General features: G+C 50.7%; 21 protein-coding genes. 9 read left to right on the top strand and 12 right to left on the bottom strand.

All coding sequences use genetic code 11. The features are described from left to right. Positions 1-58: 58 nt before the first annotated feature. The gene (citR, locus tag I6L54_RS18825; protein ID WP_040232575.1) at positions 59-1,000 is read right to left on the bottom strand and encodes a DNA-binding transcriptional repressor CitR; all 942 of its coding nucleotides are present in this window, start codon (positions 998-1,000) and stop codon (positions 59-61) included. Positions 1,001-1,225: 225 nt separating this feature from the next. Beyond that, complete coding sequence (gene dsbG, locus I6L54_RS18820) at positions 1,226-1,972, bottom strand: thiol:disulfide interchange protein DsbG (protein ID WP_005120860.1); 747 nt, start codon at positions 1,970-1,972, stop codon at positions 1,226-1,228. 374 nt (positions 1,973-2,346) lie between these two features. Here dsbG and ahpC point away from each other — a divergent pair, with 374 nt between their 5' ends. From ahpC to I6L54_RS18790, 6 genes are all read left to right on the top strand, one after another. Then, the gene (ahpC, locus tag I6L54_RS18815; RefSeq protein WP_002894394.1) at positions 2,347-2,910 is read left to right on the top strand and encodes an alkyl hydroperoxide reductase subunit C; all 564 of its coding nucleotides are present in this window, start codon (positions 2,347-2,349) and stop codon (positions 2,908-2,910) included. A gap of 251 nt (positions 2,911-3,161) precedes the next feature. Beyond that, positions 3,162-4,727, top strand: a complete 1,566-nt coding sequence (gene ahpF / locus I6L54_RS18810) for an alkyl hydroperoxide reductase subunit F (RefSeq protein ID WP_005120859.1) — start codon at positions 3,162-3,164, stop codon at positions 4,725-4,727. A gap of 223 nt (positions 4,728-4,950) precedes the next feature. Further along, on the top strand, positions 4,951-5,505 hold the full coding sequence (locus I6L54_RS18805) for a TorD/DmsD family molecular chaperone (RefSeq protein ID WP_005120858.1): 555 nt from the start codon (positions 4,951-4,953) through the stop codon (positions 5,503-5,505). Then, positions 5,502-7,778 carry a molybdopterin-dependent oxidoreductase gene (locus I6L54_RS18800; RefSeq protein ID WP_040232573.1) on the top strand — a complete coding sequence of 759 codons (2,277 nt, stop codon included), beginning with the start codon at positions 5,502-5,504 and terminating at the stop codon, positions 7,776-7,778. The genes I6L54_RS18805 and I6L54_RS18800 overlap by 4 nt, the downstream gene beginning before the upstream one ends. Then, entirely contained in the window at positions 7,775-8,332 is a 558-nt protein-coding gene (locus tag I6L54_RS18795) for a 4Fe-4S dicluster domain-containing protein (protein WP_005120856.1), read from the top strand. Before I6L54_RS18800 ends, I6L54_RS18795 begins: the two co-directional genes overlap by 4 nt. Beyond that, positions 8,332-9,099 (top strand): dimethyl sulfoxide reductase anchor subunit family protein, encoded by a 768-nt coding sequence (locus I6L54_RS18790; protein WP_040232571.1) that lies wholly within the window; start codon positions 8,332-8,334, stop codon positions 9,097-9,099. The genes I6L54_RS18795 and I6L54_RS18790 overlap by 1 nt, the downstream gene beginning before the upstream one ends. 69 nt (positions 9,100-9,168) lie before the next feature. Here I6L54_RS18790 and uspG read toward each other — a convergent pair whose 3' ends face one another. Continuing rightward, positions 9,169-9,597 (bottom strand): universal stress protein UspG, encoded by a 429-nt coding sequence (uspG, locus tag I6L54_RS18785; protein WP_005120854.1) that lies wholly within the window; start codon positions 9,595-9,597, stop codon positions 9,169-9,171. A 196-nt stretch (positions 9,598-9,793) separates the two neighbouring features. Beyond that, the gene (gene rnk / locus I6L54_RS18780) at positions 9,794-10,204 is read right to left on the bottom strand and encodes a nucleoside diphosphate kinase regulator (protein ID WP_005120853.1); all 411 of its coding nucleotides are present in this window, start codon (positions 10,202-10,204) and stop codon (positions 9,794-9,796) included. 273 nt (positions 10,205-10,477) lie between these two features. On the opposite strand from rnk, the gene I6L54_RS18775 reads away from it, so the two are divergent. Further along, positions 10,478-11,308: an alpha/beta fold hydrolase gene (locus tag I6L54_RS18775; protein WP_005120852.1), complete on the top strand. Its 831-nt coding sequence runs from the start codon at positions 10,478-10,480 to the stop codon at positions 11,306-11,308. Between the two features lie 64 nt (positions 11,309-11,372). Here I6L54_RS18775 and rna read toward each other — a convergent pair whose 3' ends face one another. From rna to citC, 8 genes are all read right to left on the bottom strand, one after another. Further along, entirely contained in the window at positions 11,373-12,179 is an 807-nt protein-coding gene (gene rna, locus I6L54_RS18770; protein WP_005120850.1) for a ribonuclease I, read from the bottom strand. A gap of 123 nt (positions 12,180-12,302) precedes the next feature. After that, a complete protein-coding gene (citT, locus tag I6L54_RS18765; protein ID WP_005120849.1) occupies positions 12,303-13,766 on the bottom strand; it encodes a citrate/succinate antiporter CitT in 1,464 nt (487 codons plus the stop codon). 25 nt (positions 13,767-13,791) lie between these two features. Continuing rightward, on the bottom strand, positions 13,792-14,697 hold the full coding sequence (citG, locus tag I6L54_RS18760) for a triphosphoribosyl-dephospho-CoA synthase CitG (RefSeq protein WP_040232568.1): 906 nt from the start codon (positions 14,695-14,697) through the stop codon (positions 13,792-13,794). Continuing rightward, complete coding sequence (citX, locus tag I6L54_RS18755) at positions 14,666-15,220, bottom strand: citrate lyase holo-[acyl-carrier protein] synthase (RefSeq protein ID WP_005120847.1); 555 nt, start codon at positions 15,218-15,220, stop codon at positions 14,666-14,668. Before citX ends, citG begins: the two co-directional genes overlap by 32 nt. Before the next feature lie 3 nt (positions 15,221-15,223). After that, the gene (gene citF / locus I6L54_RS18750) at positions 15,224-16,756 is read right to left on the bottom strand and encodes a citrate lyase subunit alpha (protein ID WP_040232565.1); all 1,533 of its coding nucleotides are present in this window, start codon (positions 16,754-16,756) and stop codon (positions 15,224-15,226) included. A 9-nt stretch (positions 16,757-16,765) separates the two neighbouring features. Next, the gene (locus tag I6L54_RS18745; RefSeq protein WP_005120844.1) at positions 16,766-17,674 is read right to left on the bottom strand and encodes an aldolase/citrate lyase family protein; all 909 of its coding nucleotides are present in this window, start codon (positions 17,672-17,674) and stop codon (positions 16,766-16,768) included. After that, positions 17,671-17,967, bottom strand: a complete 297-nt coding sequence (citD, locus tag I6L54_RS18740) for a citrate lyase acyl carrier protein (protein WP_005120843.1) — start codon at positions 17,965-17,967, stop codon at positions 17,671-17,673. Before citD ends, I6L54_RS18745 begins: the two co-directional genes overlap by 4 nt. Beyond that, positions 17,964-19,040 (bottom strand): [citrate (pro-3S)-lyase] ligase, encoded by a 1,077-nt coding sequence (gene citC / locus I6L54_RS18735; protein ID WP_005120842.1) that lies wholly within the window; start codon positions 19,038-19,040, stop codon positions 17,964-17,966. The genes citD and citC overlap by 4 nt, the downstream gene beginning before the upstream one ends. A 389-nt stretch (positions 19,041-19,429) precedes the next feature. On the opposite strand from citC, the gene dpiB reads away from it, so the two are divergent. Beyond that, positions 19,430-21,091 carry a sensor histidine kinase DpiB gene (dpiB, locus tag I6L54_RS18730; RefSeq protein ID WP_040232564.1) on the top strand — a complete coding sequence of 554 codons (1,662 nt, stop codon included), beginning with the start codon at positions 19,430-19,432 and terminating at the stop codon, positions 21,089-21,091. After that, positions 21,060-21,740: a two-component response regulator DpiA gene (gene dpiA / locus I6L54_RS18725; RefSeq protein ID WP_005120841.1), complete on the top strand. Its 681-nt coding sequence runs from the start codon at positions 21,060-21,062 to the stop codon at positions 21,738-21,740. The genes dpiB and dpiA overlap by 32 nt, the downstream gene beginning before the upstream one ends. Positions 21,741-21,800: the final 60 nt, after the last annotated feature.

The following is a 21,800-nucleotide window of genomic DNA, read 5'->3' as shown; positions in this document are numbered from 1 at the left end:
CCAATTTACGAAGCGTGCAACCTTTAAATACATTCACCTAATGTATTTAAAATTTTTTTTATTTAATATATTTATGATTCTTTAATGTGTCACTTTCCTTATTTTTTTTGTCTATTTTTGTTATGAAATTCTCAAAATTTTTGTTGTTAAGTGATGCCCGATTGTACATTAAAAATAGATTCATTGATGGCGGCTTAATATCTGTTTTGATTTTCTTTAAATTGAGTGATGACGAATATGATTCAAAGGTTGATTGAGGGATGAAACCAATAATATCTGTAATAGATATAACGTTGATAATTGACATTAGTGAATCACTAGAGAACCCGGATTTACGATTGGCGAGAAAATAATTTGTTTCCGACTGGTACTCTTTTATACCAGCATCGTCAGAGAGATACCGCGTAAACTGTTCTTCCAGTATTTCATTTAACGTTGTTTTTTCATTTATTCTGGGGTGGTTTTTGCAACAGACCAATACGGTCTCAATTGTCCTGAATGGGGTACATATAATCGAGCGGTTAACGATCGGTGATGTCGTAATGACAACATCCGCTTTACGGTAGGCGAGTAAGTCTTCAGCGGTTTCCGATGTTATCAGAATATCACGATGTTCAATTTCAACATATTTGTCTTCTCTGATAAATTTAATTAACTCACTTATGTAGGCATTATTGATAATTTGCGGGCTGTAAATGACAAATTTTTTCTTCAGACTGGAGCTGTGCATAATATTTATTGTTTCTTCCAGACTGTTAAGATTGTTCTCAAGGTGATGGTGTAGATTGACCGCTGTTATGGTAGGCGTAATGCCTTTCCCTGCCCGAGTAAACAAAGGATCATTGAATTGGGTGCGAAGCCTTTGTAGCGACTGGCTAACGGCTGAGGGGGTAATAAAAAGCGTTTCGGCGGCTTTGCTTATGCTCAGATTTTGATAGATACACTCGAAAATAACCAGCAGGTTGAGATCGAATTTTTTGAGGTCGTAAAGGTTAGCCATACGCTAATTCCTGTTTTAGTTTTGTTATTAAACATTCTGTTTTGTTATGTGTAAGTTGCAACGCATTTCCATCTCATATGCATGTTAAACTTAATGAATAGTTTACTACTACTTAAAATAGCACAGGCAGGGTTATTTTTTCGGTAAAAAGTGCTAACGGGTTGATTGATGTGAAAAAGAAGAATGATTGATATGAAAATAATATCAATCATTCGTTGCGTATATTTATTTGGCTCCCATGATAATATCCAGCTTCTCTTTATCGGGCAAACCTATTGCCTGTTGCAGGGTATTATCTTTGCTCATGTAATAAATGGCTGGCGTGACATTGGCGCCTAAATCGTCCATTAGTTTTTGGTTGATATTCAACGCCTTCATTTGCCTGGCAGGCGGGGTTGCTGGCAGTGTCAGCGTCATTTTGCCGCCGGAGGCTTCATAGTCGTGCCAGGTTTTAGCGGGGTTCTTGCTTGCCAGAATGGCCGCAGCGGTTGCGGGACTTTCGGGCTTAATCACGCCGACCAACAACGTGCGTAATTGAACGTTGCCGGACTCAACCCACGGGCGCGCCTGTTGCCAGAATTGTTTGCAATACGGGCAGAATGGATCGGCAAACACATACACAATAACCGGCGCGTCTTTTTTGCCGTCCAGAATCCACGACGCTTTTTCCATTCGTTGCCACATCTCGCGCCCGGCAGGTGCATAGATTTCTTTTTCTATCAGCGCATTACTCAGGTTTTCACCTTTCTCGTTATACATATAGCCGGAGATCGCCTGTTTTCCATCAGGCGTCACATAGATAGTGACCCCCATGTCCTGATATTTTCCCAGATAACCTTTCATGCCTCCCGGAGCGTCGAACGACTTCAAAATCGTAATGCCCTGTTTCTCAATCGCTTTAACGGGGGCAGGAAGCTCTTCAGCGTGGACGACAGCAGGGAGCAGAGCTAAGAGTAATGTACGTTTAAACATTGATTTTCCTTATAAAATTAGAAGGAAAGGGAGTTAAGTTGCAAAACCTATCGCAGCCATAGGTAAGATCGACAGTCTGTCGATTGCCCTTTCGGTAGTTGGGTGATGTAATCCCAATCGCTGTTACGACCTTGGTTAAGGTAATGTAGAGCGCAACACATAGCCAGTTCTGCTGGCACTGAAGTTACTTGCGGGTAACTCGGGTAATGAGGCTCCCTGCAAAGGGAGCCTTTTTTACTTTTAGAATAGGGTTTACAACATGCGGTTGAGTCGGTTGTTAGTTAACGCTTATTGATTTGATAAAGGAAACGCATTAGCCCTTATCAATGATTTTCGTTAACTTATCCCTCAACGAAAACACGGAGGAAGTACAGATGTCTTTGATTAATACCAAAATTAAACCTTTCAAAAACCAGGCGTTCAAAAACGGTGAGTTCATCGAAGTAACCGAGAAAGATACCGAAGGTCGTTGGAGTGTCTTCTTCTTCTACCCGGCTGATTTTACGTTCGTATGTCCGACCGAGCTGGGCGACGTTGCTGACCATTACGAAGAACTGCAGAAACTGGGTGTGGACGTTTACTCTGTTTCTACCGACACTCACTTTACTCACAAAGCATGGCACAGCAGCTCTGAAACCATCGCGAAAATCAAATATGCGATGATCGGCGACCCGACTGGCGCCCTGACCCGTAACTTCGACAACATGCGTGAAGATGAAGGTCTGGCTGACCGCGCAACCTTCGTTGTTGACCCGCAGGGCATCATCCAGGCAATCGAAGTTACCGCTGAAGGTATCGGCCGTGATGCGTCTGACCTGCTGCGCAAAATTAAAGCTGCACAGTATGTCGCTTCCCACCCTGGCGAAGTTTGCCCGGCTAAGTGGAAAGAAGGTGAAGCCACTCTGGCTCCGTCCCTGGACCTGGTTGGTAAAATCTAAATTTCCGTCGTCTTTCACGTCATAGCCGTGTTGGCGTCGCCTGCTCACCCCGGTCACTTACTTCTGTAAGCTCCCGGGGATTCTCAGGCTAGCCGCCTTGCTCTGACGCGAAATACTTAGGAAATTACGTCAGATTACGTCAGTCATGGGCGCAGGCGCGCCCATTTTATTCCAGCACCATGACGCAAGTTGCATTGATGCGGCTCCGCGAATCCGGCTTGCATGATGATGTTTTCAGAGAGGGAAGAATAATGCTCGACACAAATATGAAAACCCAGCTCAAGGCTTATCTTGAGAAACTGACCAAACCTGTTGAGCTGATTGCTACGCTGGATGACAGCGCTAAATCGGCAGAAATTAAGGAACTGCTGACTGAAATTGCTGAACTGTCAGAGAAAGTCACCTTTAAAGAAGATAATACTCTGGCTGTACGTAAGCCATCGTTCCTGATAACCAACCCGGGTTCTCACCAGGGGCCACGTTTTGCCGGCTCTCCATTGGGTCATGAGTTTACCTCTCTGGTTCTGGCGCTATTGTGGACAGGCGGTCATCCGTCGAAAGAGGCACAGTCACTGCTGGAGCAGATCCGCGACCTCGACGGGGATTTTGAGTTTGAAACCTATTATTCACTGTCCTGCCATAATTGTCCGGATGTGGTGCAAGCGCTGAACCTGATGTCCGTGCTGAATCCGCGTATCAAGCATACGGCGATTGATGGCGGTACATTCCAGAACGAAATTACTGACCGTAACGTCATGGGCGTTCCGGCGGTCTATATGAACGGTAAAGAGTTTGGTCAGGGCCGCATGACGCTGACTGAAATCGTAGCGAAAGTTGATACGGGCGCAGAAAAACGCGCAGCGGAAGAGTTGAACAAGCGTGATGCTTACGATGTGCTGATCGTCGGTTCGGGTCCAGCCGGGGCAGCGGCTGCGGTGTACTCTGCACGTAAAGGTATTCGCACCGGTCTGATGGGCGAACGCTTTGGCGGTCAGGTTCTTGATACTGTTGATATCGAAAACTACATCTCCGTACCGAAAACCGAAGGCCAGAAGCTGGCCGGCGCGCTGAAAGCGCACGTTGATGATTACGATGTTGATGTGATCGACAGTCAGAGCGCGAGCAAACTGGTTCCGGCAGCTCAGGAAGGTGGTTTGCATCAGATTGAAACGGCTTCCGGTGCGGTGCTGAAAGCACGCAGCATCATCATTGCTACTGGCGCAAAATGGCGCAACATGAATGTTCCGGGTGAAGATCAGTATCGCACCAAGGGCGTAACCTACTGCCCGCACTGTGATGGCCCGCTGTTTAAAGGTAAGCGTGTCGCGGTGATAGGTGGCGGTAACTCGGGTGTTGAAGCGGCTATCGATCTGGCGGGTATCGTCGAGCACGTGACGTTGCTGGAATTTGCCCCGGAAATGAAGGCCGATCAGGTTCTGCAGAATAAAGTACGCAGTCTGAAAAACGTCGACATTATTCTGAATGCGCAAACCACAGAAGTGAAAGGCGACGGCAGTAAAGTCACCGGTCTGGAGTATCGTGACCGCGTCAGCGGTGATATCCACAATGTGGAACTGGCGGGTATTTTTGTGCAGATTGGCCTGTTACCGAATACGAACTGGCTGGAAGGCGCCGTTGAGCGTAATCGCATGGGTGAAATCATCATTGATGCCAAGTGCGAAACCAGCGTGAAGGGTGTTTTTGCTGCGGGGGATTGTACAACCGTACCGTACAAGCAGATCATCATCGCCACTGGCGAGGGCGCGAAAGCATCGCTGAGTTCCTTTGATTATTTGATCCGCACGACGACAGCATAAAAAAGTAAGACTCACCTGCAATACTCAAACCGCTAGCTATCTGCTGGCGGTTTTTTTATTTCCGCCTCTCGCAAATTGTCAATTCTTGAAACAATAAACCGCATAAATCATTATTTTAGTTAGCCTGATCATTTCTTTGGTCAAAGAAAGTGTTAGCGTTTTCTTTATTATATTAACCTGCATTATTTTTTATTTGTTGTATGAATAAATGGTTGGTTAATTCATGGGTGAAATTTATGAAACCCTGACGAGCTTTGAATCGACAGGGTTATTGTTGCGTGATTTTTTTATCTCTTATGATGGCTCTACGTTGAAAGAGGCTTATTCAGCCCTGGATAAAAATGCCTCAACGTTAACAGAGCAGGAGTGGCGGGAAGCGGAGTATGACTTCAATGCGCTATTTGTCGGGCCGCAGACGCTAAAGGCCGCACCGTTCGCGTCAGTTTATCTCGAAGAAGATGCCCTTGTGATGGGTAAATCAACCCTGAACATTCGGGAGTTTATGGTAAGCATAGGCCTATCCATAAATAACGCGAATAATATTCCTGATGATCATATTTCTTATGTATTGGAATTGACGGTTTTATTATCGGCTAACGCCAGGGTGTCTTCTGAGTATCAAGTCGCACTTAATTGCTATACAAAAGAGTATATAGCGAGTTGGGTTCCCGAGTATATCGAAAAAATAAATAGAAATGCACAAACCGCCACATTGAAAAGCGTAGCGGAAAAATTGTCTTTTTGGCTTGATGAATTAAACACGAGAGTATCACTATGAGCAATGATCCGGGACTTCTGAACAGACGTTCTTTTTTAAAGGGATTGGTTGTACTGGGCACGGTAGCGGCTTTACCGGGCGGGCTGTTGTCATCCCGCTGTGCTTATGCGCAGCCGCCGGTTCCGTTTAACCCTAAGACGTATAAAATTTTCCGCAATGCGTGTCCGCGTAACTGCTATGACACCTGTAGCATGAAAACCTGGGTGAAGGATGACGTTATCACCTTTGTAGAAGGTGCGTCGGAGTCTACCTTCACGCACGGAACGCCTTGCGTTAAAGGACTGACGTATCCGCGTCGGGTATACAGCCCCGACCGCATTAAGTATCCGATGGTTCAGGATGGCCGTGGCAGCGGTAAATGGCGTCGGGTTTCCTGGGATGAGGCGATGCAGCGCATTGCCAGCAAGATGCTGGAGATCAAAAAGAAAGACGGCTCAATGTTGGGGCTGGCACTATCAAAATACTCAGGCAATCTTGGCGTGATGGGGTATGCCGTTGAAGGGATGATGTCTTCTCTGGGTTACACCACCCGTTTTGCCGGTACGCCATGTTGGCCTGCGGGTATTGATGCGCAGAACTACGACATGGGCGATATGTGGTGCAACGACCCGGAAGATTTTGTTAAAGCCAAATACATTATTATTTGGGGAGCAAACCCGGCGTGGTGCTCGATGCACACCATGAAGTACATCTATCAGGCTCGTGAGAAAGGGGCGAAGGTCGTGGTGATTGACCCACTGCTGACGCAAACCGCAGCCAAAGCCGATCTGTACCTGCGCGTTCGTCCGGGTTCTGATGGTGCGCTGGCGCTCGGTATGGCGCGTCACCTGGTAGACAAAGACCTGGTTGATCAGGATTTCGTCAACAACTATTCCCATGGCTATGCCGAATTTGAAGCCTATCTGCGCAACAGTGTTACCGTAGAGTGGGCATCTGAAATTTGTGGCCTGCCGGCTGATGTCATCCGCCAGTTAGCGGAAGAGTTTACGGCGGTAAATCCCGCCACGGTGTGGATTGGCTACGGGATGCAGCGCCATGTCAACGGCGGGGCTAACGTCCGAGCGATCGACGCATTTGTCGCGATGACCGGCAACATCGGCATTGAGGGCGGTGGTGCTCGCTACGGTCATCTGCAGACCTGGGGTTACAACTACCATGGCATGATGCAGAAACCTCCGGTGGGATCTGTCGGGATGAAAGGCGCTGGTGGCCCGGTGGGTGAGTTTGTCAGCGATAGCGGTGAAAAGAGCGAATACTCCGACCGTGCGTTGAACATCAACCAGACGGCGCAGGGGATCCTCGACGCCAGCGAACCGCCAGTAAGAATGCTGTGGGTCGCGTCTAAAAACCCGTTTGCTCAGGATTTCGACCGCAACAAGATGGTGAAAGCGTTCGATAAACTGGAGATGGTGGTTTGTGTCGATCAATTCTTCAACGAAACCGTGCAGCACGCCGATATCGTCTTGCCTGTTACCACCACGTTTGAGCAGTGGGATGTTTCCTCGTCTTATTGGCACTACTGGTTGTCCGTCAACGAACCAGCCATTAAACCGCTGTATGAGTGCAAAAGCGATCCGGAAATCGCCGCGTTGTTATCTAAGACCATCAATAAGCTGGAGCCGGGTTCGTGTACTTTCCCGCAGGAGTTTAATGCCAAACGCTGGTTGGATCAGGAGTTCAACGAGGCGATGGGTAAACAGTTTGGTATTGCGGGCTGGGACGATCTGCTTGAAGGGCCGCGCAAAGCGAAAATGGTCAGCACAGCGGCCTGGTACGATCGCAAATTTAAAACACCATCGGGCAAGTACGAATTCAAATCAGAACGCTGTGCGGAAAATGGTCACACAGCCTTGCCGGAATATAAGGCCGGTGCTAAAGGCGCACTACCGTTCCATTTATTTACGCCTCATCTCCAGTACGGACTGCACTCGCAGTTTGTGAATCTGGACTGGATGCAGGTTTTCTGGCCTGAACCGTTTGTGTATATCCATCCGTTTGCCGCACAGAAAAAAGGCATCACCGAGGGCGCTCGCGTTAAAGTTTTCAACGAAGCGGGTCATGTTGAATTGCGCGCCAAAATCACCACCAACGTGCCGGAAGATTTCCTTGTGATGTATGAGTCCTGGTTCAACAAGCTTAGTTACAACGTACAAAACGTGGTTAAGGACACGCCGGCCGATATGGGCAAAATGGCGACCGGCGCACCCGGCGCGGCCATTCATAGTCAATTTGTTGATATTACCCTGTTAGGAAGTGAAGGAGCTGCGGCATGAGACGCGCGTTTTTAGTCAATAGCGATAAGTGCATCGGCTGCCGTGGCTGCGCGATGGCGTGTAAGAGTTTTAACCAACTGGAGCCTGAACGCTACTGGCGCTATGTTTACCCGCTGGATAAAGAAATTTATCCGCATGAAGAGCGGGCATTCTACTCGCTGGCCTGTAACCATTGCGAAAATCCGGCCTGCCTGGCGGCTTGTCCGGTTGAGGCTTACACCAAACGTGAGGACGGTGTGGTGGTGCATAACCCGGAGCGCTGTATTGGATGCAAAAACTGTATCCGCAACTGCCCATACGGTGCGCCGCGCTTTAATGAGGAGACGAAGAAAGCGGAAAAATGCAGCATGTGCTACGAGCGCCTTGATGTTGGTATGCAGCCGGCGTGCGTGAATGCCTGTCCGGTAGGTGCACTTACACTTATTGATCTGGATGCTGATTCCATCCCGAACAATGCCGTGCAGTATCCGCCGGGATTCCCGCGCATGCCGCAGCTTAATCCGGGCACGCGTTTTATCCTCGCGCGTCAACCCAAGCAACCGGAGGGCAAGTAATGGAAAAGTATGAACTTCCTCTGGTGATTTTTACGGTTTTAAGCCAGATGTCGGTCGGGATCACCCTCATTCTGACGCTGCGCACGTTGCGCGGAAAACTGGAAAGCAAACGTCTTTACTGGCTGGTTAGCGGACTGATCCTGGCGGCGGCGTCCGTGGCGGCGGTATTACATCTCGCACACCCGGATCGCGCCTACAACGCCCTGATTAACCTGCAGCATGCCTGGTTGAGCCGCGAAATTCTTGGCGCAACCTTGTACGGAGCGGCAGTCGGTGTGGTGTTCCTGGCGAAAGGGCACAAAGTTCCGGCTGTTCTGGCATCTTTTCTCGGGATCGCGCTGGTAGCGGTACAAGGCATGACCTATGCCGCACCGGCAATGGTCGCTATCGCCAACGGTCTGACGATGCTGCTGTTCTTTGCTACGGTATGGGTCATGGGCTGTGCGGCGATTCCACTGCTTAACCTTGCACCTGCCGTTGCCGCATTGCGCCAGGGGATTGTTGTATGTATGGCGGTCATGATCGCCGCGCCGATTATCTGGTTAAGCGGCGGCACCATCATGCAGATGACGGCACATGCCTGGCTTTCGTCACCGCTTTATCTGACGAGTCTGGTGTGCCTGGCGCTGGCATTCGTGCTGAGCCGTCACGGTGAGCGTAGAGCTAAGGTGCTCTTTATCCTGCTGTTTGTTGGCGTCTTTCTGAGTCGTCTGACATTCTTTGGCGATACGGTCAGCACCATCGTCAATATCGGTCACTTGTATTGATTGTGAGGTAATAAAAACCCCTGTCAGGGCTTCACCTGGCAGGGGTTTTCTATAGCAAATCAGTTGCTGTTAACGTACAACCAGCACCGGCAGGGTCGCGTGACGAACAACGCTGGAGGCGTTAGATCCGAGCAGATGGGTGCTGATTGATGGGTTACGTGATCCGATGACCACCACATCTGCATTCAACTCTTCACCCAATTCGTTGACCACATCACGCACGCTACCAAAGCGAACGTGCTGCTTAATGCGGGAAGGATCGATACTGAAGTGACCGACCATCGTTTGCAGACGGGTTTCCGCTTCGTGTTGCAGATGCTCTTCAAAACGGCGAACGTCAGCGGCAAAACGGTGCAAACTCAGACTGGCAGAACCTGGGAGCACATGCAGCAGATGGATCACCCCTTTGTCTTGTGCCAGAAATTCTGCATGGCGAACAGCCTTGTCGCTCAGCTCCATTTCGAATACATCAACAGGCATTATGATTGTGTTGTACATAAACATTCTCCTTGTCATTACATGAACACATAACAGCATAGTATTAAAAATGATTCTGTCAGTCACGACACAGATTTATGTTTTGCGAACAGGAGAAAAGGAAGTGCAGTAAATGAAAGAAAGCAGGGGGTGAAGCGGAAAGAGGATGCGGATGCATCCCCTGTAAGATAAAGCGAGTCGCTTTGATAAGACAGAGTTAGCGCAGGTAGTCGCCTGCAGCTTCAGGCTGGTACTCAAGCTCGATGACTTCGAGGTGGGTCGATGTACCGCCCGGTAATTCCCAATGGATCGTATCGCCAACGCGCAGACCCAGAAGCGCTGCACCGACTGGCGCCATTACCGAAAGCTGTGTACTGCTGTCAGTCATATTGGCCGGATATACCAGGGTACGTACACGTACTTCGCCATCGCTCAGATTGCGGAATTTCACGCGGCTGTTCATGGTCACCACGTCGTGCGGCATGGTTTCCGGGGAACACATTTGGGCGCGATCCAGTTCAGCGTTTAATGCGTCCGCTATCGGTAAACCAGCAAACGCAGGTTGCTCCAACAGGCGGTCAATGCGTTCCGCATCGAGGTCGTTAATGATAATAGTTGGTCTGGACATTTATTACTCCATGTCGTCGATACTGCGGATGCGCAGGTAAATAATCCCAAAAGAAAACCCTCACCGTCAGGCGGCAAGGGTTTAGCTTTTATGATGATACTGAGACTTACCCCTGGTTTGAAGTGATTTAGTTCACATTCAGGCAAATCATCAATATTGCTGCAGATGAAGGGGGAGGTAAAAAACGTGATCGTTCTCAAATTTGCATTATGCTTTTTAAGCGCTCGCTGCGGGCGCGCCACGACAACTCAGTGTTCCTCGACAGGAGATCTCATGAGCCAGTACGACAAACTTACCTTAAAAGATGGCAGCTATTTGCATTTCAAAGACTGGGGAAGTGGACAGCCCATTGTCTTCAGTCATGGTTGGCCGCTGACGGCAGATGCGTTTGAGGATCAGATGTTGTTCCTCGGGTCGAAAGGATTTCGTGTGATCGCCCATGACAGGCGTGGACATGGGCGTTCGGCCCAACCCTGGGATGATCACAATATGGATCAGTATGCTGACGATCTGGCTGAACTTACCGCGCATCTCAATCTTAAAGATGCCGTCCATGTCGGGCACTCTACCGGCGGTGGCGAAGTTGCCCGGTATATTGGCCGCCATGGGACGCAGAGGGTAGCAAAAGCGGTACTCATTGGTGCGGTAACCCCCATCATGATTAAAACCGACTTTAACCCGAATGGTGTACCAAGGGAGGTGTTCGATAGCATTCGTGAAGGCGTTGTGAACGATCGTGCCGCCTTTTTCTATGAGTTGACGGCTGCATTTTATGGCTACAATCGACCTGGCGCAAAGGAGTCGAAGGCGATCCGCGAAAGTTTTGTCGAACAGGGCTTACAAGGATCAATCAAAGCACTGTACGACTGTATCCATGCTTTCTCGGAAACAGACTTGCGTGAAGATCTCAAAAAAATGACCATCCCGACGCTGGTGATTCATGGTGACGACGATCAGATTGTCCCGTTTGAAACCTGCGGCAAGGTTGCAGCAGAAATCCTACCAGATGCACAGTTGAAGGTGTATGCCGGAGGGTCTCACGGTATTTGCACCACCCATAAACAGCAGATCAACGCCGATCTACTCGACTTTATTCAGTCGTAATCTTTTGAGAAGTACTACGCTGTTCCGCCCGACAGGGGAGCAGCGTAGCGTTCGGTCGGGCTGTTCAGTATCCTGTTTTGTCGATAATAAACTGTTTACCGCAGTTACCTGGATGCGGTTGCGGCAGGAATGAACGGGATGATAAAGGTTGGTTGATGGCATCGGCTTTTAATGAAAACTGGATCTCCGTCAGATAAGCGGGGTTGCCGTGACAACTTAGCTTCACTGCTTTGATATTCTCTTTGCCCCAGTTTTTAGCGAATGCGGCGTCAAATGCGCTACGGCTGACGGTTTTACCGTAGTTATCCGCCAGAAACTTGCCCGTCTCGCTACTCTTAATCTCATTGTTCAACCGCACCATGGTGCCGAAGTACGCGTCGGGATCAAAACCGAAACAGGCGCCATGTTTGGCATACTCGTAACGTTCCAGACAGGATCTCCCACCGGCGCCGGGCATGACGGCGCTGAGTTTTGCCGCGCTTTCCAGCGACAGCCCGGTTTCGGGAGCGGCGCATTTCCGGCTGGCGCGAGCTTCAGGCAGGTTGGGTATGGGGCGAGTCGCGCAGCCAAAACGCATCCAACGACGATTATCGACACCGCGGGCGGCAATGGATTTTGGCAGGCTGGGCCACAGGCCATGAACCGTCAGAAAATCTGCTTTATTGTCGGTCTCCTTTTGCAAACGGCATTCGTCAGGCTCCTGACGATTACGCTCATGCTGACTCTGACAAAAACCGGTTTGCCAGGAGAGGGCCAGCACGTAGCGGTCAAAATCACCGTACTGTCTGGCCTGAAGTTCATCGGCCTGAGCCGCAGAAACCGGCAGCAGAAGCGCTGCCAGTAAAGAAAAAGAACGCCATGTTGATGTCATGATGAATTCGGACACTTATATAAATTCTGAATATCATCTATTTAATCATAAAAAATGCCAGTCAGGTTTAGCTGACTGGCATCATTTTAGCTATGCGTTTTGACTATGTGTAAAGTGCGCGGATTAACTCCACATTGCCAGAATCGGCCAGCCAACCAGCAGAAGCATTGAGATGTAGATGACACCGAAGATAGCACCCAAACGCCAATAGTCTTTGGATTTCACATATCCACAGCCATAGATGATAACACCAGGGCCCGTGGCATACGGAGTCAGACAGCCCATGATACCGATGGACAACACCAGCAGGATACACAGATGTTCCATCGGAACGCCCGGGATACCTTTACCTACCGCCAGAATAACTGGCAGCATGGTGGCGGTGTGTGCAGAAAGGCTGGCAAACAGGTAGTGAGCAAAGTAGAACACCAGTACCAGAACGATTACTGTCGCATTAGGCGAGAACCCTTCCAGGTGCGTGCTCATGGTGTTGGCAAACCAGTCGATGAAACCGGAACGGGTCAAACCGTTGGCCATTACCACCAGAGTGGCAAGGTTGACCAGGGTGTTCCATGCGCTGTTATAGCGAGTAATGTCTTTCCACGGTACAACATGCAGAGCCAGCATCAGGGAGACTGCCAGCAGACCCACTGCGGTAGCGTCAATCAGCTTGCCGCCAAATACCCACAGGCCCAGGCTGAGCAGTACCAGGCCGATCAGCGTTATCTCTTTACGGGTCAGTTTACCCATAGTTTTCAGTTCATCGCCGGCCCATGCTGCAACTTCAGCACTGTGGGTGACTTCCGGTTTGTACAGTACGTAAGACAGCCACGGGGCAACGATCAGCAAAAGAATACCGACCGGCAGGAAGCTGAGGAACCACTGCAACCAGCTGATTTGAATGCCAGCGATTTTGTTAACGAATTCCAGACCCAGTACGTTTGGCGCAGCGCCGGTAACGAACATAGAGGAACTCAGGCTGGTACTGATAACCATCATCCACATCAGATATCCGCCGATACGGCGTGCGGAAGGATCGTTAGGGAAGGATTTGAACAGTGGCGGCAGGTTTTTGATAACCGGGAACACTGTACCACCGGTACGCGCGGTGTTGGACGGCGTAAACGGCGCCAGCAGGATGTCGATAATAACAATCGCATAGCCCAGCGTCAGGGTACGTTTACCCATGAATTTCACCAGAAACAGCGCGATACGACGACCCAGACCGGTGACTTCATAACCCAGCGCGAATATAAACGCACCGAACACCAACCACACGGTGGTGCTGGAGAAGCCTGCCAGACCCCACTTCAGCGCTTGTTTACCTGCTTTAAACGCCGGGTCGGCCAGTTCGGAAGCATCAAACAGCAGGTAGTTGCTGCCAATAACGCAGATCGTGACGGCGATAAAGCTGATCGCTGTTGCCGGGATCGGCTCGAGGATCATACCGACGATCATTGCCACAAATACGGCAAAGTAGTGCCAGGCCTGTGGAGGCATTCCATCAGGGACGGGGATAAGAAACATGACACCCATCACGACCAATGGGGCCAGTAACTTCCAAATTTTATCTTTTGCTAAAGACATGTGTGTGATTCTCCGGAAAGGATCTTTAATTGTGATAATGATGAACTTGCGAAATCTGAGCTAAGAACCAGGTAACGATCAGCAGATCGGCGCAGCCTCCAGGACTGAGGTTGCGTTCGATGCACTGTTGGTCGAACTGGTGTAGGTAATGGAGATCGGCAGGGGTACGAATTCCCCCTTGCTGCAATAATGTGGTGGCCTGCTGTTGTATCCACCGCAGACCCTCCGCGCCACCACGTGAAGCCACGTTGGTGTCGCCATTGATAGACATCAGCAGCAATAATGTGTCGAGTAACGCCAGTTCAGGGTCGCGGCCCTGAGTCAGCAGTGCGCGGTAGTGCGGCAGGGCATGCTGGATGACGAGCGGATATCCCGCTTCGGCTTCGCCCCGTGCGCCGGTTAATCCCAGTTGCTGATAAAGACGTTGGCCAGCCGTGAGTTGTTGATTGTTCTGGCGCAGTTCGCGCTCGGTCAGGCCACGGCAAAATGTTGCTGCCGTAGAGCAAATGGTTTCAGCGGTAACAGTCAGTTGGAGTTGGTGCAGGCGGCCAATGGCGGCACACAGCAGTCCCAGAGAAAAGACGCTGCCTTTATGGGTATTCACCCCGGCGGTGGCGCGAAACATATCGGCTTCGCAGGCCATACCCAGCGGACGCAGTCCTTTCAGTACCTCTTCAGGTGCCAACTGCGCGCTGAATGCGCCGTATTCGATAAAACGTGGCAGCCAGGCCTGGATAGCCTCTGCGCTGCGATAAAAATCTTCCAGCGCCATATCTTTATGTGCGCCGTTATTAATGCGATCCACCAGGCCCGGTTTGGGCGATAAGTTGACTTCAGTCAGCATGGCGCGCCAGGCAAGCGTTGCGTAGGCGTCGGGCAGATCCAGTGGAAGGACTGCGTTATTCGTCGATGTTGCGGGAATCGGCATCATGCAGCAGTGCCTCCATTTGAATGAGTAAGTCGGAAAGCGCGTGGGTTTTACCCCGCGCACAGTCGGCAGCGCTTTGCTCGCACAACAGACAGCGGCGGGCAGGAAGCGCGAAATGACGGCGGGACAGGATTTCTCCTTCAGGGGTCAGGACATCGATGTCCCATAACCGTCCCAGCGGATGTGAATGTTCAAGCTCGATGGTGGCGAGCTTGAGGTCGTGGGCTGGCGCCTCAATGGACAACAGTCCTTCCGGACCGCTGGCAGAGACCAGCGCAGTTTGCTCCCTGACAATCCAGGATGATTGTTTCGCCAGCGTAAGCAGGGCGATGACGCCGTGATTAAAGATGCGACGGGTTAATTCGCTGTCTTTGATCGGACCTGGCGCTACCACGGTAAAAGAGACCAATGGCGCGTGATGACGCGTGAGCCAGGCATGTTGCCTCGCTTGTCTCTCATCACGGCTGGCAAGCAGCTCGGGAATGGAAACCGCGTGGCAGGTGGCGTGTTCAGGGAGCAGGTGCATGGCTTATTCCTTCACCTGATGCACAACGTCAATTACTGAGCCATCGCGATAACGCACAACGGCAATCACGCGGTCAGTAAATTCGATAGCGCGGGGCTGACCGGTAAGCTGCTGGGCACGTTCGCGCAACCATTCAATGGACACGACTTTCATGCCCGCTTCTTGCAGACGTTCTGCCAGCTCAGGGCGTGCAGGGTTGACGGCGATACCGTGGTCAGTGACCAGGATATCAACGCTGGAACCCGGGGTTACGCAGGTCAGGACGTTATCAACCAGCGTCGGGATGCGCCCGCGAACCAGCGGTGCGACGATGATGGAAAGCGCTGCGGCAACAGCTGTATCACAGTGGCCACCGGATGCGCCGCGCAGTACGCCGTCAGAACCGGTCAGTACGTTAACGTTGAAGTTGGTATCCACTTCAAGCGCGCTCAGCACCACGACATCCAGACGATCGACAGAGGCGCCTTTCGAGCCCCAGTTGGCATACTGATTGGCACTGATCTCAATGTGGTTTGGGTTGCGGGCCAGCGACTCAGCCGCATTACGGTCGAAGCTCTGTACATCCAGCAGTTTGCGGATTAAGCCTTTCTCATGCAGGTCAACGATGGTGGCAGTGATGCCGCCCAGCGCAAAGTCAGCACGGATGTCGCGGCTGCGCATTTTGTCTTCCAGGAAACGGGTAACGGCCAGAGACGCGCCGCCGGTACCGGTCTGCAATGAGAAACCTTCTTTGAAGTAGCCGGAGTTAGCAATAACATCTGCTGCGCTGCGGGCGATCAGCAATTCGCGCGGGTTGGTGGTCATGCGAGTGGCATCAGCACCAATTTTGTCAGCATCACCGACCTGGTCGATTTGTACAATTAGATCCACCTGATCCTGGGTAATGCTGGCTGGATTATGCGGGTAGGTCAGCAGCTGTTCGGTCAGCAGAACAACCTGTTTTGCGTTTTCAGCATCGACACGAGCGTAGCCCAGCGAGCCACAGCAGGCTTTACCGGTGTAACCGTTGGCGTTACCAAACGGGTCACAGGACGGCACGCCGAGGAAGGCGACATCAATGTTGAGCTCGCCGCTTTGTACCAGATGTACACGACCACCGTGAGAGTGGACCTGAACAGGTTCAGCCAGCAGACCGCGAGAGATCTCTTCTGCCAGCGGGCCACGCAGACCAGAAGTATAAATACGGCTGACGACACCCTGGCGAATGTGTTCAACCAGCGGCGCATGGCAGTCGCTCAGGGAGCTGGAAGCCAGCGTCAGGTTTTTAAAGCCCATTGCAGCGATGGTATCCATCACCAGGTTGATCGTCAGATCGCCACCACGGAAAGCGTGGTGGAAGGAGATGGTCATACCATCCTGTAAGCCTGAACGGCGAATGGCCTCTTCCAGGTTAGCGCACAGCTTTTTGTTGCGCGGTTTTTGCGCCTGTAATTCAACTTTTGCGGTGCTCTGATAAGCGGAAAGCTCGCTTTCTGCATGACGGCTCCAGGTCGCCACGCGATCCTGTCGTTGAGACTGTTCGATTTTCTGCGTCATTTTTTTGCCTTATTCTTCGCGAATGCCGGAAAGTTCTGCACGGGAGATAACCAGAAGGGCGCGCTCGATAACCGGGCTGTCGACCATCTTGCCGTTCAGGGAAACTACGCCACGGCCTTCACGGGCGGCGGCTTCAGCGGCTTCTACCACCAGACGTGCGTGAGCCAGCTCTTTACGCGTCGGGGCATACAGGTTGTGCAGGAGTTCAATCTGACGCGGGTTGATGAGCGACTTACCATCAAAACCCAGTTGCTTGATGTGTGCGGCTTCGTGCAGGAAACCCGCTTCGTTATTGGCATCGGAATAGACGGTATCGAACGCCTGAATGCCGGCGGAACGCGCAGCCTGCAGAATTGAGCAACGTGCAAACAGCAGTTCGGTACCTTCCGGCGAGCGTTCGGTGCGCAGGTTACGCACGTAGTCTTCTGCGCCGAGAGCAATACCGATCAGACGCTCGGAAGCGTGGGCAATTTCTACCGCGCGGGTAATACCTAATGGTGATTCGATAGCGGCCAACAGACCGGTGCTACCGGGTTCACGACCACAGGCGTTTTCAATACGCAGGATTTCGCTTTCGATATCGGTGACATCCTGGGCGGTATCCGTTTTGGGTAAACGCACGATGTCAGCACCACCACGTACGACGGCTTCGAGGTCATTGATGCCCCATTCGGAGTCGAGGGCATTAACGCGCACGATAGTTTCAATGTCGTGATACAGCGGATGCTGTAGCGCGTGATAAACCATGCGGCGCGCGGTATCTTTCTCACGCAGTGCGACGGAGTCTTCCAGGTCGAACATCAGCGCATCTGCCGGGTAGATGAATGAGTTGCTGACCATCGCGGCGTTAGCGCCTGGTACGAACAACATGCTGCGGCGTGTGCGGGATTTACGTTGTTGTAAAGAATCGGAAATCATTGGCAATCCTCCCATGGCAGTGCCGGAATGCCGCTGGCGCGGGCCAGTAATGCTTCCAGTCGCGCACGTAAAATGCAGTCCAGTGCGCCTTTATCATCAACATTTAATTGCACGCCGCGGACGTTATAGCGGGACAGAACGTCCAGAATGGTGGCCCTGATGGCATCACCGAACTGCTTTTCGACGCTACTGTTAACCTGCAGGTCAATATCCTGCGTATCGAGCGGGGCGATGCGGATCATCACATCACCGGACTCGAGAGTGCCTGCGACGGCTGCCTGGTTTATTTTCATTTTTCACCTGTTGCTAATGCGGGGGTATTTTGGCGGACTGCCGCAGCCGATGAGGTTCGCTCAACCATGCTTTGCAAGTAGTGCAGCGTGGCTTCGGGAACCAGGGATGCGATAGCCGTGAGATCTTTTTTAACCAGCAGCTTGCGCACCCAGGAGGCGGAAATCGGCATCTCCTGGAAACACAGCCGCTCAATTTCCACCAGTTCAATCGGCGGGGCGGGAAGTGTTGGGGTCTCCAGCCAGTAGCGCATATCGTTGTTGTACTGGGAGGTGACGGTGCAATACGGCTCAGTCCCGACGAAGCGGTGCGTAACGCCGAGTGCTGGGGCCAGGTACTGACGGAAAATTTTCAGGTCTATTTCGGTGTAGCAGTGGTTAATAACGCTCTGCTCTTTAATGAAGTAGCACGGGAACGTGGCGCGAGAGATGATGTATTCCGAACCGCGGTGTACGGTTAAACGTGGAATATCTTTTGTCCCTTTGAGAACCAGGTTCAGTCGGTCTTCATACGGGAAACGCGAAGTATCTTCTTTCACCAAAAACAGATGCAGCCAGTCGCACTGTGCGGCGGCTTGTTGGATCAGAAAACGGTGCCCGTTGGTGAAGGGGTTGGCGTTCATCACGATACAGCCAATTTTTTTCCCTTCACGACGCTGTTTTGCCAATGATTCAGCGTAACGTTTGAGGCGAGTGGTGCTGTTTTCCATTAATACCATAATGCCGGGCACGCTGGTCAGCGTCGAAAAGCCGCACTGCTTAAACAGTGACTCATACTCGGTTTTGGTATAGATGAAGAGATGGGTGCAATGCCGCTCGTAGGCGAGGTTGATTAACTCAGTCGCCAGCGTCAGTGCTAAGCCTTCACCGCGTACGGATTCACAGATCGCGACGCATTTAATGATATTGCCGGCGATGCCGCCACAAGCGATCAGGCGGTCGTTACGGGTGACGGTGATAAATACTTCGACGGTGGTATCAACGCTCAAATCGTTTTCTTTCAGAAATTGAGCGATAACCGCCATCTTTTTATTTTCTGAGCGTTTAACTTGCGTGAATATATTATTACCGAACATAGTAAATAGAGCCCCGATGGTATATTTGTTACTGGGTTTCTGTTTTTGTTGCTCTGTTTAGCAACTTGATAACGTTTTGTTTGCAATTGAAGGGAATGTTTTTTTATTACGGAGTATTTCTTTTTTTCCCTGTTGCATACATCGTAAGGAGTATTTTGGCGGCAAATTTTGATTTATTTCACAATAAGTTAGATGGTTTTAATGTGTTTTATGGTTTTAAGTTTTTTAATTAATTTAACCCGGAAATAGCGTGTGGTTTTTATTTGTTTAATTGATTTAAGGTGGGGAATCTGTAACGATCCTATTTTAGTCCGTGACTTGTAAATAAAACATTTTTATTACATATACAACGAAAAATAAGTTTCGGTTAACGTCGGTGAGGAAAACATATGTCGAAAAAGAAAAATAAAACACGGTTTCCTTTTTTTCGCAGTCTGGCGTTTCCGTTGCGTATCTTTCTACTCATTCTGGTCGTTTCTGTTTTTATCATCGCGGCGTTAGCACAATACTTTACCGCCAGCTTTGAAGATTATCTGGCAACGCATGTCCGCGATATGGCAATGAATCAGGCGAAAATTATCGCCTCGAACGACAGCATTATTGCTGCCGTAAAGCACCGTGATTACGAGCGTCTGGCAACGATAGCGGATAAGTTGCAGAGCGGGACTGATTTTGACTATGTGGTTATCGGTGATACCCACTCGATCCGTCTTTATCACCCTAATCCGGATAAAATCGGCTACCCCATGCAGTTCACCAAACCCGGTGCGCTGGAGAAAGGGGAAAGCTACTTTATTACCGGTAAAGGGTCTATCGGGATGGCGATGCGCGCCAAAACCCCTATCTTTGATGATGATGGTAAAATCATCGGTGTTGTCTCAATTGGCTACCTGATCAGTAAAATCGACAGCTGGCGCTCGGATTTCTTACTTCCGATGGCTGGGGTGTTCATTCTGTTGTTGCTGGTGCTTATGTTACTTTCCTGGTTTTTTGCCGCCCATATTCGGCGTCAGATGTTGGGTATGGAGCCTAAACAAATCGCGCGGGTGGTACGTCAGCAGGAGGCGCTGTTTAGCTCAGTCTACGAAGGCTTAATTGCTGTTGATCCTGACGGGTGCATTACGGCGATAAACCGCAGTGCGAGAAAAATGCTGGGGCTCTCGTCGCCCGGACGTAAGTGGTTGGGTAAGCCGATTGCGGACGTCGTTCAGCCAGCAGACTTTTTTACCCAGCAGATTGCGGAAAAGCGTCAGGATGTGATGGTTAACTTTAATGGATTGAGTGTTATTGCCAACCGTGAGGCGATTCGCTCTGGCGATGAACTGCTCGGAGCTATCATCAGCTTTCGTAGCAAAGATGAAATTGCGACCCTGAATGCCCAGCTAACACAAATCAAACAGTATGTAGAAAGTCTGAGAACGCTACGTCATGAACACCTGAACTGGATGTCCACTATCAATGGTCTGCTACAAATGAAAGAGTATGACCGGGTGCTGGCCATGGTTCAGGGAGAGTCGCAGGCGCAGCAGCAACTCATTGATAGTCTGCGCGGCGCTTTCGCCGATCGTCAGGTTGCAGGCCTGCTGTTTGGCAAGGTACAGCGTGCGCGGGAACTGGGCCTCACTATGATCATTGTGCCTGGCAGTCAACTGCATAAACTTCCTGAGGGGTTGGATAGCACAGAGTTTGCAGCAATTGTTGGCAATCTGCTTGATAATGCTTTTGAAGCCAGTTTGCGTACCCAGCAGGGTAACAAGGTCGTTGAACTCTATCTGAGCGATGAGGGCGATGAGGTGATCATCGAAGTCGCCGATCAAGGTTGTGGCGTACCGGAAGCATTGCGCGAAAAAATATTTGAACAGGGTGTGAGCACTCGTACCGATGAACCAGGCGAGCATGGCATCGGTTTGTATCTGATTGCAAGTTATGTGAGGCGCTGTAATGGGGTTATTACGCTCGAAGATAACTCCCCCTGCGGTACCTTATTTTCTTTATTTCTTCCGAAAGTGAAAAAAAACAATGACGGAACCATTAACGCTGTTGATCGTTGAGGATGAAACGCTACTGGCGGAAATGCATGCTGAATATATCCGCCATATACCCGGTTTCAGCCAGATATGGCTGGCGGGTAATCTTGCGCAGGCAAGAATGATGATTGAGCGTTTTAAGCCCGGTTTGATTCTTCTTGATAACTACTTGCCGGATGGTAAGGGCATCACTTTGTTACACGAGCTGACTCAGGCGCGTTATCCGGGCGGCGTGGTGTTTACCACGGCAGCCAGTGATATGGATACGGTCTCTGAAGCCGTACGCAGCGGGGCGTTTGATTATCTGGTTAAACCTATAGCCTACGAGCGACTGGGGCAGACGCTTACCCGCTATCAGCAACGCAGAAGAATGCTGGCCGGTAATGACAGTGCCAGCCAAAAACAGATTGATGAAATGTTTAATGCCTATGCGCGCGGTGAGCCGAAAGGGGATTTGCCGACGGGGATCGACGCGCTAACGCTGAATGCGGTACTTAAGTTATTTGCTGACCCGACGGTGCATCATACTGCGGAAACGATCGCCCAGGCGCTTACTATCAGCCGTACCACCTCCAGACGCTACCTGGAGTACTGTGCCAGCCGCCATTTGATCATTGCGGAGATTATTCACGGTAAGGTAGGCAGGCCGCAGCGTATTTATCATGGCGGCTAAATGCTGATTTCTGACGTAGGCCGGATAAGATGCTTTAGCATCGACATCCGGCAACGGTGC

Source organism: Citrobacter pasteurii, from assembly GCF_019047765.1.
In the GTDB taxonomy this organism is placed as follows: Bacteria; Pseudomonadota; Gammaproteobacteria; order Enterobacterales; family Enterobacteriaceae; genus Citrobacter; species Citrobacter pasteurii.
This window is presented reverse-complemented; position numbering and strand designations above follow the sequence as displayed.